This window comes from Rahnella sp. P4_A8 (assembly GCF_056402435.1).
Genome location: NZ_JBFUHK010000005.1, coordinates 41,278 through 57,212, shown reverse-complemented (window position 1 = coordinate 57,212; position 15,935 = coordinate 41,278). Strand labels below are relative to the sequence as shown.

Sequence of the window (15,935 nt, the reverse complement as noted above, 5' to 3'; positions counted from 1 at the left end):
TGCCGGGTTGGAGGTTTTAGATGGATGATTTAACACCGGAAGACGATCTCAAACCAGACACCAGCGATCGCCGCCCACCGCGCGCGCGCAAACCGTCTCCTTCCATTCCAAAAGTCGCTGTATCCCGTCAGTACGTGATGATCGGCATCGGGATTGTGGTGCTGGTATTGCTGATTGTCGGTATCGGCTCAGCCATGAAGTCACCTTCCTCCAGCCAGCCTGCTCAGCAGACCAATGGTCCGAAAGACATCAGTCTCTCAGGTAACGATGCTGCGGCACCTGCTCAACCTTCTGCTCAGGCTCAGGCTAATACGGCGCAAGCCGTAGACGGTCAACAGCCAGCTGATGGCCAGCAACCGAAGAGTATCGGTTTACCGCCAGTTTCCCCGACACCAACCGAAGCCGAGCCTGTTCCCAATAATGGTCAGGCGAAAGAACGTGTCGATTTGCCGGGTGATATGAGCGATGCGCTTTCTTCCCAGCAAAATCAGGTCGATGGCGTGGCACAAGGCAGTATGGCACCTGCGGCTCAGTCACTGACTTCTTTGCCGACCGCACCAGCGACCGTCAACGGTTCAGCTCATACTCAGGCGCCGGCAGGTTCTCAGCCGTCAGCCACCCATGTACGTCCGGCACAGTCTTCGCGTAATGCGCAGCCTGCTCATACCTCGAAACAGGCTGAGCATAAGACATCAGCAACGGCGTCGCATACCGCGAAAACGCCGGCAACCAAATCCTCCGCGTCACCTGCTCCGGTTGCCTCTGCACCGGCAACAGCTTCTGGCAGCACGTCTGCCATTAAGTCTGCGCCAGGTACGCACTTTACCCTGCAACTGAGCGGCGCTTCTCAGTCCAATACACTGAATGCGTTTGCAAAACAGCAGGGCCTGAAAAATTATCTGGTTTATCAGACCGCCCGCGACGGGAAGCCGTGGTTTGTACTGGTGAGTGGTAACTACGCTTCTTCTGCAGAAGCCAAACGTGCTATTTCCAGCTTGCCTGCGGAAGTTCAGGCGAAAAAACCGTGGGTCAAGCCTGTACATCAGGTACAGCAAGACCTGAAAAAATGAAACTGATCTCAACGCGATTTGCTGTCTAAAAACAGGATACAATCCGCGGCTGTGAATTGTATATAAGTAGCTAACTGACGGCATGAAGAAGAACCGCGCGTTTTTGAAGTGGGCTGGCGGCAAATACCCGCTGATTGATGACATCAAACGTCATCTTCCGGTGGGAGATTGTCTGATTGAGCCTTTTGTTGGCGCGGGCTCCGTATTTTTGAATACCGAGTATGACGCTTATATTCTGGCGGACATCAATAGCGACCTGATCAATCTCTACAACATTGTGAAGACACGCACTGAAGAATTTGTGCGTGATGCTCACGTGCTTTTTACGCCAGAGTTTAACGAATCAGATCGTTTTTACGGCCTGAGGGCTGAGTTTAATGCCAGCAGCGATACTTATCGTCGCTCGGTACTTTTCCTCTATCTTAACCGCCATTGTTACAACGGCCTGTGTCGTTATAATCTCAGTGGCGCGTTTAATGTGCCTTTCGGGCGTTATAAAAAGCCTTATTTTCCTGAAGAAGAACTCTACTGGTTTGCTGAAAAAGCGAAGAATGCAGTATTCGTGTGTGAGCATTATCAGGACACGTTGCTGAAAGCGCAGTCTGGCTCGGTGGTTTATTGTGATCCGCCTTATGCCCCGCTTTCTGCGACAGCAAATTTTACGGCGTACCACACCAACAGTTTTAGCATGGATGATCAGCGTAATCTGGCTCGTCTGGCGTATCAGCTTTCCAATGAGAACGATGTGCCGGTGCTGATTTCCAACCACGAAACACCACTTACGCTGGAATGGTATGCACAGGCGAAACAGCTGCACCGCGTGTCAGCGCGCCGCACTATCAGCAGTAAAGTTGCCCAGCGCAGCATGGTGAATGAACTTTTAGCGCTATATCGCTGATTACCGGCCAAGCGGTGATCATCGGATAAACCTATCGTTTGGAGAAGCGGATGAAACAGTTTTTGATTGCACCGTCCATTCTGTCTGCTGACTTTGCCCGTTTGGGCGAAGACACAGCGAAAGCTCTGGAAGCGGGCGGAGATGTGGTCCATTTTGATGTGATGGACAACCACTACGTCCCCAATCTGACGATGGGGCCAGCCATTCTTAAATCACTGCGTAACTACGGCATTACCGCGCCGATCGATGTTCACCTGATGGTCAAACCGGTTGATCGTCTGATCCCGGATTTTGCCGAAGCCGGTGCCTCTTACATTACTTTCCATCCCGAAGCGTCCGAGCATGTTGACCGCTCCCTGCAGCTGATTAAAAGCCATGGCTGTAAAGCCGGTCTGGTGTTTAACCCGGCAACCTCCCTGAGCTATCTCGAATACGTGATGGATAAACTCGACGTGATCCTGCTGATGTCAGTTAATCCTGGCTTCGGCGGGCAGTCGTTTATTCCAGGCACACTGGATAAACTGCGTCAGGTTCGCAAGATTATTGATGCCAGCGGTTATGACATTCGTCTGGAAGTAGACGGTGGTGTGAAAGCCGAAAATATCGGCGAAATCGCCGCTGCCGGTGCAGATATGTTTGTCGCCGGTTCCGCTATCTTCAATCAGCCGGATTACCGCACGGTGATTGACCATATGCGCAGTGAACTGGCTAAGGTCTCACATGACTGAAATTCTCGCCGCCCGCGGTTTAGGTTTTGACCTCGACGGTACGCTGGTCGACAGCGCGCCGGGTCTCTCTGAAGCCATGGATATGGCGCTGCGTGATTTCAATTTACCTGTCGCAGGCGTTGAGCGTCTCAGTACCTGGATTGGCAATGGTGCTGACGTGATGGTTGAACGTGCCGTTCGCTGGGCCGAAGGTGATTTGTCGCCAGAGTTTCTGCAGAAAGTGCGCGATAAATTCGATCACTATTATGCCGATACTGCCGCAGGTGGCAGCCGTTTATACCCGCAAGTCAAAGAGACGCTGGCTGCACTGGCCGCAGCCGGGCTGCCAATGGGGCTGGTGACCAACAAACCCACGCCTTTCATCGCGCCTTTGTTGCAATCGTTGGGTATCGACAGCTATTTCACGGTCGTGATTGGCGGCGACGATGTTGTGGCGAAAAAACCGCATCCGGCACCGGTCTACATGACCCTGGCACTGCTCGGATTGCGCGCCAGTGAAATGGTTTTTGTCGGTGATTCTCGCAATGATATTCATGCTGCGCAGGCCGCTGGTTGTCCGTGTGTGGGCATGACTTACGGCTATAACTACGGTGAAACTATCGCGCTGACCAAACCCGATCGCGTACTGGATAATTTCGCCGACCTTTTGCCCACTTTAGGGCTGTTATCTTTAAAAGATCAGGAAGCATAAAATGAGTAAACCCATCGTATTTAGTGGCGCACAGCCCTCAGGCGAATTGACCATTGGCAACTACATGGGTGCGCTGCGTCAATGGGTCAAAATGCAGGACGATTACGAATGCATTTACTGCATCGTCGATTTGCACGCGATCACCGTGCGTCAGGATGCGGAAAAGCTGCGCAAAGCGACGCTGGACACGCTGGCGCTGTATCTGGCGGTCGGCATTGATCCGAAGAAAAGTACCATCTTCGTGCAGTCTCATGTTCCTGAACATAGTCAGCTAAGCTGGGCGCTGAATTGCTACACCTATTTCGGTGAGCTGGGTCGTATGACGCAGTTTAAAGACAAATCAGCGCGCTATGAAACCTCCAACAGCGAAAGCATCACCGCTGGCCTGTTTGATTATCCGGTGCTGATGGCGGCGGATATTCTGCTGTACCAGACCAATCAGGTGCCGGTTGGTGAAGACCAGAAACAACATCTGGAACTGAGCCGCGATATCGCCGCACGTTTCAACGCACTTTATGGCGATGTGTTTACCGTGCCGGAGCCGTTCATTCCGAAATCCGGTGCACGCGTGATGTCATTGCAGGAACCGACCAAGAAGATGTCAAAGTCGGATGACAACCGTAAAAACGTGATTGGCCTGCTGGAAGATCCGAAAGCGGTGACCAAAAAAATTAAAAGCGCGATGACGGATTCTGAAGAGCCGCCAGTCATTCGTTACGACATTAAAAACAAGCCAGGCGTTTCTAACCTGCTGGATATCCTTTCTGGTGTGACGGGCAAAGCCATTCCTGAGCTGGAAGCTGAATTTGAAGGCCAGATGTATGGTCATCTGAAAGGTGCCGTTGCTGAAGCGGTTTCAGGCATGCTCACTGAAGTGCAGGAACGTTTTAACCGCTTCCGCAGTGACGAAGCTTATCTGCAACAGGTCATGAAAGAAGGGGCTGAGAAAGCCCGTGCCCGTGCCAGCGTGACGCTGAAGAAGGCCTACGAAGCTATTGGTTTCGTCAGCTACGAATAAGTCATGCCCGGCACTCCATCAAAAAGCCACGTCTTTTAAGACGTGGCTTTTTACTTTCAGGATTTCACGAGCCGGTGTTGAAGTTATAGGTAAAGGTCGCGTTATAGCGCCAGTCGCGGGACGAACTGTCGAGCGGCACATCGCCAATCGGTCTGGCGGCTTCCACGGATAATGAATAGTGACGGTTATCGCCAAACATCACGCCAATGGCGTAAGACGACAGATTTTGTTTGGGCAGCCCCGGCTGGTTAAATCCGGTATGTGCGGCATCTACCACGGCGTAAGGCTGAATGGTTTTTAGCCATTCTCCCTGTTCCAGACTGTGGATATAACGCATTTCCACTTGTCCGCCGACACCGTAATCCCCCTGGGCATCACTGTCCGGATAACCGCGCCCGTAATGCAGCGCACCAAAATTCACACGCTCCGGTTCAGGTAAATCATTATCCGACCAGTCACCTTCCACGGATGAACTTAACCGCCATTTTTTATCGAACAGATAGGCCGCATCGCCGTTAAATTTCCAGCGGGTAAACGTCAGATCTGCATTGGGTGTGGAGTTCGTCGCCCCCAGACCGTCGATCCCCTGACGGACATTGAAGGTGGTATTCCAGTAAGCCTGATCATATTCCCGGTAGCCGGTCAGTGACAATTCTGCGGCCGGATAGCGGATCCGCTGGCTGACCTGCGGCAGGTCAATCTGCTGATTGCCCAGCCTTGCCCGCAAATCGTATTGGTATTTTTTATCGAGATAATCCAGACCGCCGCTGACCGTCCATTGTTTTTTCCGCGTCAGCTGCAACGGATAGCTGAATACCACGCCGCCGTTATATTGTGTCTGGGTGTTTTGCGCCCCGACGTCGATGCCGTTGGGCAGCAGTAATATGCTGTTGTAATCCTTATCTTTCTGCTGGTAATAACTGCCTTTCAGCTGCATCAGCAACCCGTCGTCGCCAAGATATTGCTGATAGTTCAGACCGGCGTAGGTCTTACGGGTATCGCTTTCCAGCGGGATTAAGGTCGCAATGCCGAACTGCTCGCCGTAGGTGCTCAGGCCGCTTAGCGTGGCGTTAACCACGGCAGAACTGTCACCTTTGCGGGTATCTACGGCGGTGGCGATATTCCAGTTTCGCGGGCGTGTGGCGTCGACATTCAGCGTGGTGGCGCCGTAAATGTTGTTCGGATTATTGGCCGAGGCGCTGACTTTGGTATCCGGCGTGCGTCCCATCAGAAGGGTGTACCGTTCAAAGGCATCCTGCGTCAGCGGTTTCTCCGCCATGATATGTTGCGATAATTTACTCAGCCAGCGGCCCACCTGCTGATTGTCGCTGCGGATTTGCGTACCGGAAATGTATCCCTCCACCAGACCGATGCTGAGCACGCCCTCTTTAAAGTTATCGGCCGGAATATAGGCGTAAGAGAGAATAAAACCGTCGCGGTGATAGCGTTGGGTGATCGTGTCGGTGGCCGCCAGTAATGCCGAAAGCGGCACCTGTTTGCCGATAAAGGGGGCGAAGGGCGCGGCCAGTGAATCCAGCGGATACTGAGTGCCGCCGACAAACTGAATGTGTCTGACGTCAATCAGGGTCTGGGGTGTCAGGCTGGGAGGAGACTTTTGTGCGGGTAAGGCGATATTTTGCGTTTTGGCCGGAGGCTGGGAAATAGGCTCAGCCAGTTTGGCCGGGTTATTCGGGTCGATCAGGGTAGGAAACATATCTGCCGAGCTGTAGCCAATGGCAGAACCCAGTAAAGCCACTATGCAGGATTTTATTCTCATAAACATTCCTTTGAACGCACAGGGAAAAGTTACCACTCAGAGATGCCAGCCCGCTCTCCGCCAGAACCGGAGAGCGGGCTTTTTCTACCAACGCTCATTAACAGATTTACGGCGTGGTTTTGACTTTCAGACCCAGGCCGCCGGTCAGTCCTCCCACTGTGGTGCCTACCCCGGCCAGTAAACCGCCGGATTGCGTGACGGATGCGCCAGCGCCCGCCGAAATGCCGCCGGAATTGCTGGCGGTAGAGGTGGTCGTGCTGCTGGCAGGAACCAGAATGGTCCCGGTTTTAGACACGGCCTGTCCGGTGCCGGTGACCACCTGTCCGAGACCAGCCAGCGCCGGTGTGGTGGTTGCCAGTTGCGTCCCTGCGCCGCTGACGGTAGTGCCCACCTGATTCAGCAAGCCATTAACCGGTGCGCCCAGCCCTGTTGCGCCGCCGACGGCTTGTGTGGTGCCCTGAACTTTGGCGACAACGGGCGTCACGATACCGGTGGTCGCCGTGGTGACTTTAGAAAGCTCACCGGTTTGCACGTTTGTCGCTAATCCGTTACCCGTTGTGGTGACCACTTTCCCGACGTTATTGACCAGCCCGCCTGCTGCGGATGTCACGCCGCTGACCGGTGTTCCTGTGGTATTGGCAGCCAGCGAAGTCCCCAGCCCTGACACGCCGGTGCCCAAATCCGCCACGGCAATGGGGACGCCGGCGACGGTGGTGCCGACGGCGTTCGGGTTGGTGCCGAGTTGTCCCAGCCCGTTTTTCACGCCGCTGCCCACGTCAGTCACCGCTTTACCGGTACTGTCGATGATGGTCACGACGCCAGTCCCGGCGACCGGAATATTACTGATCGGTGTCTGGGTGGCGATGCTGCTGACCTGCGTACCCAGACCACTGACCGCGGTGCCTGCGCTGCTCAGGATCGTCGCGCTGGCAAGCGTGGTTGACGGTGTTGTCCCTGTTCCGCCGCCAGTCCCGGTTCCTCCACCGCTACCGGTGCCTGCCCCGGTACCCGATCCTGTGCCGCTTCCATTCCCGGCGGTGGAGGTTCCGTCACCGCCCGTTGAAGTCCCGGTCCCTGAACCTGTGCCATCGCCGGTCGTTGCTGAGCCGGTGGTGGACGTTTTTGCCGTATGAGAAGAACCGCCGCCGCCACTGCCGCTACAGGCAGCCAGTGACAGGGCGACTAAGATTGCCAGGGCAATCTTGTTAACATGACCAACATGAATGGTATGGCGCATGATTTGACCCTCCACGGGAGATTACGCCACAGTTGGCGTAATTAAAGTTTAAGTTGAAGATTCTGAATATTCCATTTGGGTGCAGTGATTATTTTGAATTTTGACTGATTCAGGTGAGATGACAGGAATTATGTTCTGTTATAAGATTTATCTTATAAGTGCGGGGAGAGAAGTGAATCTGAATTCACTTCTCTGAATTGATTAATAAAATAAATGGAGTTTTTTGAACAGAAGGGCATCACAGACAGGTTTCGCTGGCAAACCAGTTGAGTTTCTGACGTAAGCTCACCACGCTGCCGACAATAATCAGACTGGGGCTTTGCACCTTTTTCGCCAGATTTTCGAGCTCTGTGAGCTTCCCTGTCACCACTCGTTGTTGCTGGCTGGTGCCGTTTTCTACCAGTGCGACAGGCGTTTCTGCTGCCAGGCCATTCTCCAGCAACCGGCGCTGGATCTCTCCGGCCTGCGTAAGCCCCATATAAAACACCAGTGTTTGCTGAGTTTGCGCCATGCAGGCCCAGTCTAAAACTCCATCCTGCTTCGCATGGCCGGTGATCAGCCGCACGCTTTGCGCGTGGTCGCGGTGGGTCAGCGGAATACCGCTGTAAGCGGAACAACCGGAGGCCGCCGTGATGCCAGGTACCACGGAAAATGCGATACCTGCGGCTTTCAGTGCTTCCAGTTCTTCGCCGCCACGACCAAAGATAAACGGATCGCCCCCTTTGAGACGGACAACGCGTTTGCCCATCTGCGCCTGTTCCAGCAGGATTTCATTGATGCGCTCCTGCGGCACACAATGGTGTCCGGCACGTTTGCCCACGAAAATCCGCTCCGCGTCGCGACGTGCCAGATTCAGCACGCTGTCAGAAACCAGCCGGTCGTAAACCACCACGTCGGCCAGTTGCATCTGTTGCAAGCCTTTGAGCGTCAGTAATCCGGCATCGCCCGGTCCGGCACCGACCAGAATCACTTCGCCATGTTTATCCACGGGCTCGCGGAATAACCCTTCAAGATATTCGTGGCTTTGCGCGTTGTCATTGTTCGCCAGCGACTGCGCCAGGCGATGATGATTAAACAGTTTTTCCCACCAGCGACGGCGCTCAGAAGCATCAGGAAAATGTGTTTTTACCCGCGCCCGCAATCCGCCCGCGACCTGTGCCAGTTTGCCCAGATGCTGCGGCAGAATGGATTCCAGACGTTCGCGCAGCAAACGCGCGAGTACCGGCGCATTACCGCCGGAAGACACCGCGATCATCAGCGGAGAACGGTCAATGATCGACGGCATGATCACGCTGGCACTTTCCGGCGCATCGACCACGTTGCAGAACACGCGGCGGTGATCTGCGGCTTCGCTGACTTCCTGATTCACCAGATCGGAATCGGTCGCAGCGATCACCAGCCATTTTTCATCCACCAGCAGCGGTGAGAATTCACCGCGTAACAGGCGGACTTTGCCTTCATCTGCCCAGATCTGAAATTGCGGCGTAAAGGTGAGGGCGTTCACCGTTAGTTTTGCGCCAGCTTCCAGCAGCAAACGCGCTTTACGCTCTGCAACATCACCGGCACCGACCAGTAAGCAGGCTCTGTTTTTTAACTGACAAAAAAGGGGCAGGTAATCCATAGATAATATTCTCTGAGGCGGCGTTCTTTGAAATAGCGTTCTTTGGAATGAATAATAACGCCGCCCGGAGGCGGCGTGGAAGGCGCGGAGTTTAGCCGATTTCAGCCCGAAGCCTGGCGGTGTTGATTTCCACATTTCCGTCCTGTACGCGGACCTCGTAAGCCGGAATCGAATACTGCTCGTCTTCCATGCAGACACCGTCGGTCAGGCGGAAATGCTGTTTTTTCAGCGGACTGGCTACCCAAAGCTCGCCCTGATGTTCAGCGATAATCCCGCGTGACAGCACGCTGGCCTGTGCGAAAGGGTCGATGTTCGACAGCGCAAAAATCTGCTCATCAGCATAAGGACGAAACAGCGCGACCTGCTGATCGCCTGCCAGTGCGCAAACACCGCATGCAGGCAGGATCTGGTCGACAGAACAAAGCGTTAACCATTGGCTCATAATACTTCCTCCCCGTCGGCGATTTGTCTTACCGGGATACGTTCGTCAGGACGCGCCGGACGATGTTGCTGACGCTCACCGACGAACTGCACGTTCGGGTCACGCTGGCTGCTGTTGATAAAGTGACTGAAGCGGGTTTGCGCCGCCGGATCGTTCAGCGTTTCCTGCCATTCACAAACCGCTGAGTCGCGCAGGCGTGTCAGTTCGGCTTCGAGCTGGTCGTTAATTCCCAGTTTGTTATCGATGATGACTTTACGCAGGTAGTCGATGCCGCCTTCGAGATTGTCCATCCAGACCGAGGTACGTTGCAGTTTATCGGCAGTGCGGATGTAGAACATCATGAAGCGGTCGAGATAACGCAGCAGGGTGTCGTTATCCAGATCGGCGGCCAGTAAATCACCGTGCCGTGGTTTCATGCCGCCGTTGCCGCAGACATACAGGTTCCAGCCGTTTTCCGTGGCGATAATCCCGACATCTTTGCCCTGTGCTTCCGAGCATTCACGGGTACAACCGGACACGCCAAATTTCATTTTGTGGGGCGTGCGGATGCCTTTGTAGCGGTTTTCCAGGCTGATGCCGAAACCGAGGCTGTCGCCCACGCCGTAACGGCACCAGGTGCTGCCGACGCAGGTTTTTGCCATACGCAGGGCTTTGGCATAGGCCTGACCGGTTTCGAAGCCAGCGTTAATCAGTTTCTGCCAGATGGCGGGTAAATCGTCCTTTTGCGCGCCGAACATGCCAATACGCTGCGAGCCGGTAATTTTGGTGTAGAGATTGTATTCAGCTGCGATTTCACCAATTGCCTGCAAGCCTTGCGGTGTGATTTCACCGCCCGGCGAGCGCGGTATAACGGAATAGGTACCGTCTTTTTGCATGTTAGCAAGGAACACATCGTTGGTATCCTGCAATGGCGTGTGCTGCGGTTTCAGCACGTAATCGTTCCAGCAGGAAGCCAGCAGCGATCCGACGGTCGGTTTACAGACTTCACAACCGTAGCCTTTGCCGTATTTATTCAGCAAGTCGTCGAATGAGCGGATACCTTCCACGCGGATCAGGTGATAAAGCTCCTGGCGCGAATAGGCGAAGTGTTCGCACAGATGATGGTTAACTTCGATGCCTTGTTTGCTGAGTTCAGCATTTAGCACCTGCGTTACCAGCGGGATACAGCCGCCGCAACCGGTACCGGCTTTGGTCGCCGATTTCAGTGCCGCCACGGTGTGACAACCGCCCTGAACCGCTTTGATGATATCGCCTTTGGTGACGTCAAAACACGAACAGATTTGCGCGCTTTCCGGCAGGGCATCGGTGCCAATCACCGCGCCACCGCTGCCTGCGTGAGCGGGCAGGATCAGCGCATCGGGATTTTCCGGCAGTGGAATACTGTTCAGCACCAGTTGCAGCAGATTGCCGTAATCGCTGGTATCACCGACCAGCACGGCACCGAGCAGCGTTTTATTGTCTTCGCTGACCACCAGGCGTTTGTACAACGCTTTGGTTTCATCCAGATAAACGTAGCTGCGTGCGCCCGGCGTGCGGGCATGCGCGTCGCCGATACCGGCCACATCCACGCCTAACAGTTTCAGTTTGGCGCTCATGTCTGCGCCGGTGAAGGCGTTATCGCGACCGAGTAAATGATCAGCGGTGACCTGCGCCATTTTGTAGCCCGGTGCCACCAGACCGAAAGTACGCTGATTCCACGAAGCACATTCGCCGATGGCGTACACATCCGGGTCACTGGTCTGGCACTGGTCGTTAATCACAATGCCACCGCGCGGAGCGATCTCTAAATCACACTGGCGCGCCAGTTTGTCCTGCGGACGGATACCGGTGGAGAATACGATGAAATCGACTTCAAGGAAGGTGCCGTCGGCGAACTCCATCGTTTTACGGGCAGACGTGCCGCCCTGAACAATCTGTTGAGTATTTTTGGCGGTGTGGACGCGTACGCCCATGCTTTCGATTTTCTGGCGTAGCTGGCTGCCACCCTGCGTATCGAGTTGTTCCGCCATCAGGCCGGGGGCGAATTCTACCACGTGGGTTTCAACCCCGAGGTTTTTCAATGCACCGGCGGCTTCAAGGCCGAGTAAACCGCCGCCGACCACGGCACCGCGTTTGCTACGACGGGCGCAGGATTCGATGGCATGTAAGTCTTCAATGGTGCGGTAAACGAAGCAATCCTGACTGTCAGAACCCGCGATCGGCGGCACCCACGGGTAGGAGCCGGTGGCGATAATCAGTTTGTCGTAATACACCGTGCGGCCGCTGCTGGAATGAATGACTTTTTCACTGCGGTTGAGCGTAATCGCCCGTTCGCCAATCAGCACATTGACGTTATGTTTTTCGTAGAATCCTTCGCGAACCAGCGACAGTTCTTCGGCAGTATGATGTGAAAAATAAGAGGAAAGATGGACGCGGTCATAGGCCACGCGCGGCTCTTCACAAAATACCGTGATATCGAACTGGCCCGGTTCTGCTTTATCCAGTAAATCTTCGATAAAGCGATGGCCGACCATGCCGTTGCCAATAATCGCGATTCTGACTTTGCTCATAATTGCCTCAATATTGATTTTCTGAGGCTAAACATAACCCGCGCGTAACAGGGGGTATTGATGCAAATCAAGCCAGTTCCAATATACTCCTTAGGGGGTATTTGACTGATTTTATTGGGTTTTTACGTAACCTTTCGATTTATAAACACTTTCAGGCTATTGTTCTAAGATTGGCTTTAACATCACCGACAACGCAGTCTTACTAAAAATGATGAGGTAACGCGTGACGAAAACTCTTTTGCGTACCGTGAAAAATGTACGGTTGCCTGACCGGGAAGGGTTGTGGCAGATAGATATCGAAGGCGGCGTGATACGCCAGATTGTCCCTCAATGGGATAATGCCGACTATGGCGAGCATATCCTGGATGCTGAAGGGGGGTTGGCAATCCCTCCTTTTATCGAGCCGCACATTCATCTCGATACCACTCAAACCGCCGGTCAGCCAGCGTGGAATCAGTCCGGTACGTTATTTGAAGGCATTGAACGCTGGGCAGAACGCAAGGCGCTGTTGTCGCATGAAGACGTCAAACAGCGCGCCTGGCAAACGCTGAAGTGGCAGATAGCCAACGGCATCCAGCATGTGCGCACCCATGTGGATGTGTCTGATCCGACGCTGACGGCACTCAAAGCCATGCTGGAAGTGAAAGCTGAAGTCGCGCCGTGGGTCACGCTGCAAATTGTGGCGTTTCCGCAGGAAGGCATCATGTCGTACCCGAACGGCGAAGCCTTGCTGGAAGAGGCGCTGAAGCTGGGCGCTGACGTCGTCGGTGCGATTCCCCATTTCGAGTTCACCCGCGAATACGGTGTGGAATCGCTGCATAAAACCTTCGAACTGGCGAAAAAATACGACAAGCTGATCGACGTCCATTGCGATGAAATTGACGATGAGCAGTCGCGTTTTGTCGAAACTGTGGCCGCGCTGGCCCTGCGTGAAAACATGGGCGCTCGCGTTACCGCCAGCCATACCACCGCGATGCATTCCTATAACGGCGCGTACACTTCGCGTTTATTCCGCTTGCTGAAAATGTCAGGTATCAACTTTGTCGCCAATCCGCTGGTCAATATCCACCTGCAGGGACGGTTTGACACCTATCCGAAACGCCGCGGTATTACGCGTGTGAAAGAAATGCTGGAGGCGGGGATCAACGTCTGTTTCGGCCATGATGATGTGTTTGACCCGTGGTATCCGCTCGGCACCGCCAATATGTTGCAGGTACTGCACATGGGGCTGCATGTCTGTCAGCTGATGGGGTATCAGCAAATTAATGACGGGCTGAAGCTCATCACCACCTACAGCGCCCGCACTATGAATCTGCAAGGTTACGGTCTGGAAAGTGGCTATGCTGCCAGCCTGGTGATCCTGCCAGCACAAAGTGGTTTCGACGCGGTGCGCCGCCAGACACCGGTACAATATTCTCTGTGCGAGGGCGTACTGATCGCGCAAACACAGCTGGCAAAAACCCTCATCCATCTTGATGAAGATCACGCTGTGGATTTCAACAGCTAAGGCAGTGAAAAATATGATGTAATATTCTGAAATAATTGGAATATTTATTCCCAAGCGTAAATAAAGGTAAAGGTCTGGCGCTAAGCGTAAAGCCTCTTTAGAATCAGTGGGATCTGTTGTTTGTATTCTGAAGAAAGGAACCGTCATGTTTAAACGTACTTTAGTGGCCCTGACTGCGCTGCTATCCCTGACTGCAATGGAGCCTGTTCTTGCGGCCGCCCAAACCCATGTCATGCTGACCACTTCAGCGGGGAATATCGAATTGGAACTCGACAGTGCGAAGGCACCGGTTTCTGTGAAGAATTTCGTTGATTACGCTCAGAGCGGCTATTACAACAACACCATTTTCCACCGCGTGATCCCGGGCTTCATGGTGCAGGGTGGCGGTTTTACGGCTGACATGCAGCAAAAAGCGCCCAAAGAGCCGATCAAGAACGAAGCGGACAATGGCCTGCGTAACCTGCGCGGCACCATCGCCATGGCGCGTACTGCCGATAAAGACAGCGCGACCAGCCAGTTCTTCATCAACGTGGCAGATAACGCCTTCCTCGATCACGGTCAGCGTGATTTCGGCTATGCCGTATTCGGTAAAGTCATTAAAGGCATGGATGTGGTAGACAAAATGTCTCAGGTCAAAACGGATAATGTCGGGCCTTACCAGAACGTGCCGACGACGCCGATTGTGATCCTGTCTGCGAAAGTGCTGCCTTAATTTTTCAGCCCTTCCTCCAGAATACTGTTTTTCTAAGCCTCCGGTTCCGGGGGCTTTTTATTGCCTATTTATTGACGCCCCTTTGATGAGACTTATAGTTTTATAGAAAGCTCCCCGCCTCCCACTTTCAAGGACAATGAAATGAGTGAAGCCCGTCTGATTGCCAAAGCCATGAATGAAGGTAAACCGGTACAGGATCTGGTGATCCTTCCTGCGCTGGCGAACCGACATGGACTGATTACCGGCGCGACCGGTACCGGTAAAACCGTCACGCTGCAACGAATGGCCGAGCAGTTTTCCCGTATCGGTATTCCGGTTTTTCTGGCCGATGTGAAAGGGGATTTATCCGGTATTGGTGCTGAAGGTGTGGCGTCGGAAAAACTCGCCGTGCGGTTGAATGATATTGGCGTGACGGACTGGCAGCCGCAGGCATGCAGCATTATCCCGTGGGATATCTTTGGTGAAAAAGGCCATCCGATCCGCGCGACGATTTCTGACCTCGGGCCGCTGCTGCTGGCGCGATTGCTCGATCTTAATGACGTGCAAAGCGGCGTGCTGCAACTGGTGTTTAAGATTGCCGACGACAACGGCTTGTTGCTGCTCGATATGAAAGATTTGCGTGCCATGGTGCAGTTTACCGGTGATAACGCTAAACAGTTCCAGACGCAGTACGGCAATATTTCTTCCGCTTCCATCGGCGCCATTCAGCGAGGCTTGCTGACGCTGGAAGGCCAGGGCGCAAATCAGTTCTTCGGTGAGCCGATGCTGGATATTAATGACCTGATGAAAACCGACAAGAAAGGCCACGGTATTATCAACCTGCTGGCCGCGGATAAGCTGATTAATCAGCCTAAACTCTACTCCGTTTTCCTGCTGTGGCTGCTGGCTGAACTGTTTGAGCATCTGCCGGAAGTCGGTGACCCTGAGCAGCCCAAACTGGTGTTCTTCTTTGACGAAGCTCATCTGCTGTTCAATGACGCCCCGCAGGCGCTGCTGACAAAAATTGAACAGGTCGTGCGGCTGATCCGCTCCAAAGGCGTGGGAATTTACTTCGTGACGCAAAACCCGCTGGATATTCCTGACAGCGTGCTCGGGCAGCTCGGTAACCGCGTACAGCATGCCTTACGCGCCTTTACGCCGCGTGATCAGAAAGCGGTCAAAGCGGCGGCGCAAACACTGCGCGCGAATCCGGCTTTCGACGCTGAAACGGCGATCACTGAACTGGGCGTTGGCGAGGCGCTGGTGTCATTTCTGGATGAAAAGGGGCGTCCTGAAATCGTTGAGCGGGCGATGGTGATAGCGCCGGAATCGAAAATGGGCATGACTGGCGACGACGAACGTAACAAAGCGATCAACCAGTCGCCTCTGTATGGTCGCTATGAAGACAGCATAGACCGTGAATCGGCCTACGAAAAAATCACCGCACAAGGTTTCGGCACGATCAACACGCCGCAATCCACAGGCCCGGCCAAACCGGCGGCGCAAACCCCTTCCGGCGGTGGGCTGATGGGGGGACTGAATGAAATATTGTTCGGCAGCACCGGACCACGGGGGGGGAAACGTGACGGTGTGGTACAGGTTGCGGCAAAAAGCATGGCGCGTGATTTAGGTCGTCAGATCCTGCGTGGGGTTCTCGGTTCCATTATGGGAGGCCGTAAAAAGTAACATCCTTCTGCTAACGCGTA

13 protein-coding genes are annotated in these 15,935 nt (G+C 54.0%); 8 read left to right on the top strand and 5 right to left on the bottom strand.

Features of this window, described 5'->3' with window-relative positions; translation table 11 throughout:
• The first annotated feature begins 20 nt into the window (after positions 1 to 20).
• From AC1DUO_RS04410 to trpS, 5 genes are all read left to right on the top strand, one after another.
• On the top strand, positions 21 to 1,070 hold the full coding sequence (locus AC1DUO_RS04410; protein ID WP_112151928.1) for an SPOR domain-containing protein: 1,050 nt from the start codon (positions 21 to 23) through the stop codon (positions 1,068 to 1,070).
• Between the two features lie 82 nt (positions 1,071 to 1,152).
• Positions 1,153 to 1,968 (top strand): adenine-specific DNA-methyltransferase, encoded by an 816-nt coding sequence (gene dam, locus AC1DUO_RS04405; RefSeq protein WP_013573618.1) that lies wholly within the window; start codon positions 1,153 to 1,155, stop codon positions 1,966 to 1,968.
• 50 nt (positions 1,969 to 2,018) lie between these two features.
• On the top strand, positions 2,019 to 2,696 hold the full coding sequence (rpe, locus tag AC1DUO_RS04400; protein WP_014333544.1) for a ribulose-phosphate 3-epimerase: 678 nt from the start codon (positions 2,019 to 2,021) through the stop codon (positions 2,694 to 2,696).
• On the top strand, positions 2,689 to 3,387 hold the full coding sequence (locus AC1DUO_RS04395) for a phosphoglycolate phosphatase (RefSeq protein WP_013573620.1): 699 nt from the start codon (positions 2,689 to 2,691) through the stop codon (positions 3,385 to 3,387). Before rpe ends, AC1DUO_RS04395 begins: the two co-directional genes overlap by 8 nt.
• A 1-nt stretch (position 3,388) precedes the next feature.
• Positions 3,389 to 4,405 (top strand): tryptophan--tRNA ligase, encoded by a 1,017-nt coding sequence (gene trpS / locus AC1DUO_RS04390; RefSeq protein ID WP_037033655.1) that lies wholly within the window; start codon positions 3,389 to 3,391, stop codon positions 4,403 to 4,405.
• A gap of 64 nt (positions 4,406 to 4,469) precedes the next feature.
• Here trpS and AC1DUO_RS04385 read toward each other — a convergent pair whose 3' ends face one another.
• From AC1DUO_RS04385 to nirB, 5 genes are all read right to left on the bottom strand, one after another.
• On the bottom strand, positions 4,470 to 6,188 hold the full coding sequence (locus AC1DUO_RS04385; RefSeq protein ID WP_379670870.1) for a ShlB/FhaC/HecB family hemolysin secretion/activation protein: 1,719 nt from the start codon (positions 6,186 to 6,188) through the stop codon (positions 4,470 to 4,472).
• A gap of 100 nt (positions 6,189 to 6,288) precedes the next feature.
• Positions 6,289 to 7,419, bottom strand: coding sequence for a collagen-like triple helix repeat-containing protein (locus AC1DUO_RS04380; RefSeq protein WP_037033653.1), 1,131 nt, complete (start codon positions 7,417 to 7,419; stop codon positions 6,289 to 6,291).
• Positions 7,420 to 7,657: 238 nt separating this feature from the next.
• Positions 7,658 to 9,040, bottom strand: a complete 1,383-nt coding sequence (gene cysG / locus AC1DUO_RS04375; protein ID WP_119261121.1) for a siroheme synthase CysG — start codon at positions 9,038 to 9,040, stop codon at positions 7,658 to 7,660.
• A 91-nt stretch (positions 9,041 to 9,131) separates the two neighbouring features.
• Entirely contained in the window at positions 9,132 to 9,482 is a 351-nt protein-coding gene (nirD, locus tag AC1DUO_RS04370) for a nitrite reductase small subunit NirD (RefSeq protein WP_119261122.1), read from the bottom strand.
• A complete protein-coding gene (gene nirB / locus AC1DUO_RS04365) occupies positions 9,479 to 12,031 on the bottom strand; it encodes a nitrite reductase large subunit NirB (RefSeq protein ID WP_112198417.1) in 2,553 nt (850 codons plus the stop codon). Before nirB ends, nirD begins: the two co-directional genes overlap by 4 nt.
• A gap of 223 nt (positions 12,032 to 12,254) precedes the next feature.
• Here nirB and AC1DUO_RS04360 point away from each other — a divergent pair, with 223 nt between their 5' ends.
• From AC1DUO_RS04360 to AC1DUO_RS04350, 3 genes are all read left to right on the top strand, one after another.
• Complete coding sequence (locus tag AC1DUO_RS04360; RefSeq protein WP_477986600.1) at positions 12,255 to 13,538, top strand: cytosine deaminase; 1,284 nt, start codon at positions 12,255 to 12,257, stop codon at positions 13,536 to 13,538.
• Between the two features lie 145 nt (positions 13,539 to 13,683).
• Complete coding sequence (gene ppiA / locus AC1DUO_RS04355) at positions 13,684 to 14,250, top strand: peptidylprolyl isomerase A (protein ID WP_013573626.1); 567 nt, start codon at positions 13,684 to 13,686, stop codon at positions 14,248 to 14,250.
• Positions 14,251 to 14,391: 141 nt separating this feature from the next.
• Positions 14,392 to 15,915 carry a helicase HerA-like C-terminal domain-containing protein gene (locus AC1DUO_RS04350; RefSeq protein WP_119261124.1) on the top strand — a complete coding sequence of 508 codons (1,524 nt, stop codon included), beginning with the start codon at positions 14,392 to 14,394 and terminating at the stop codon, positions 15,913 to 15,915.
• The last annotated feature ends 20 nt before the right edge of the window (positions 15,916 to 15,935 follow it).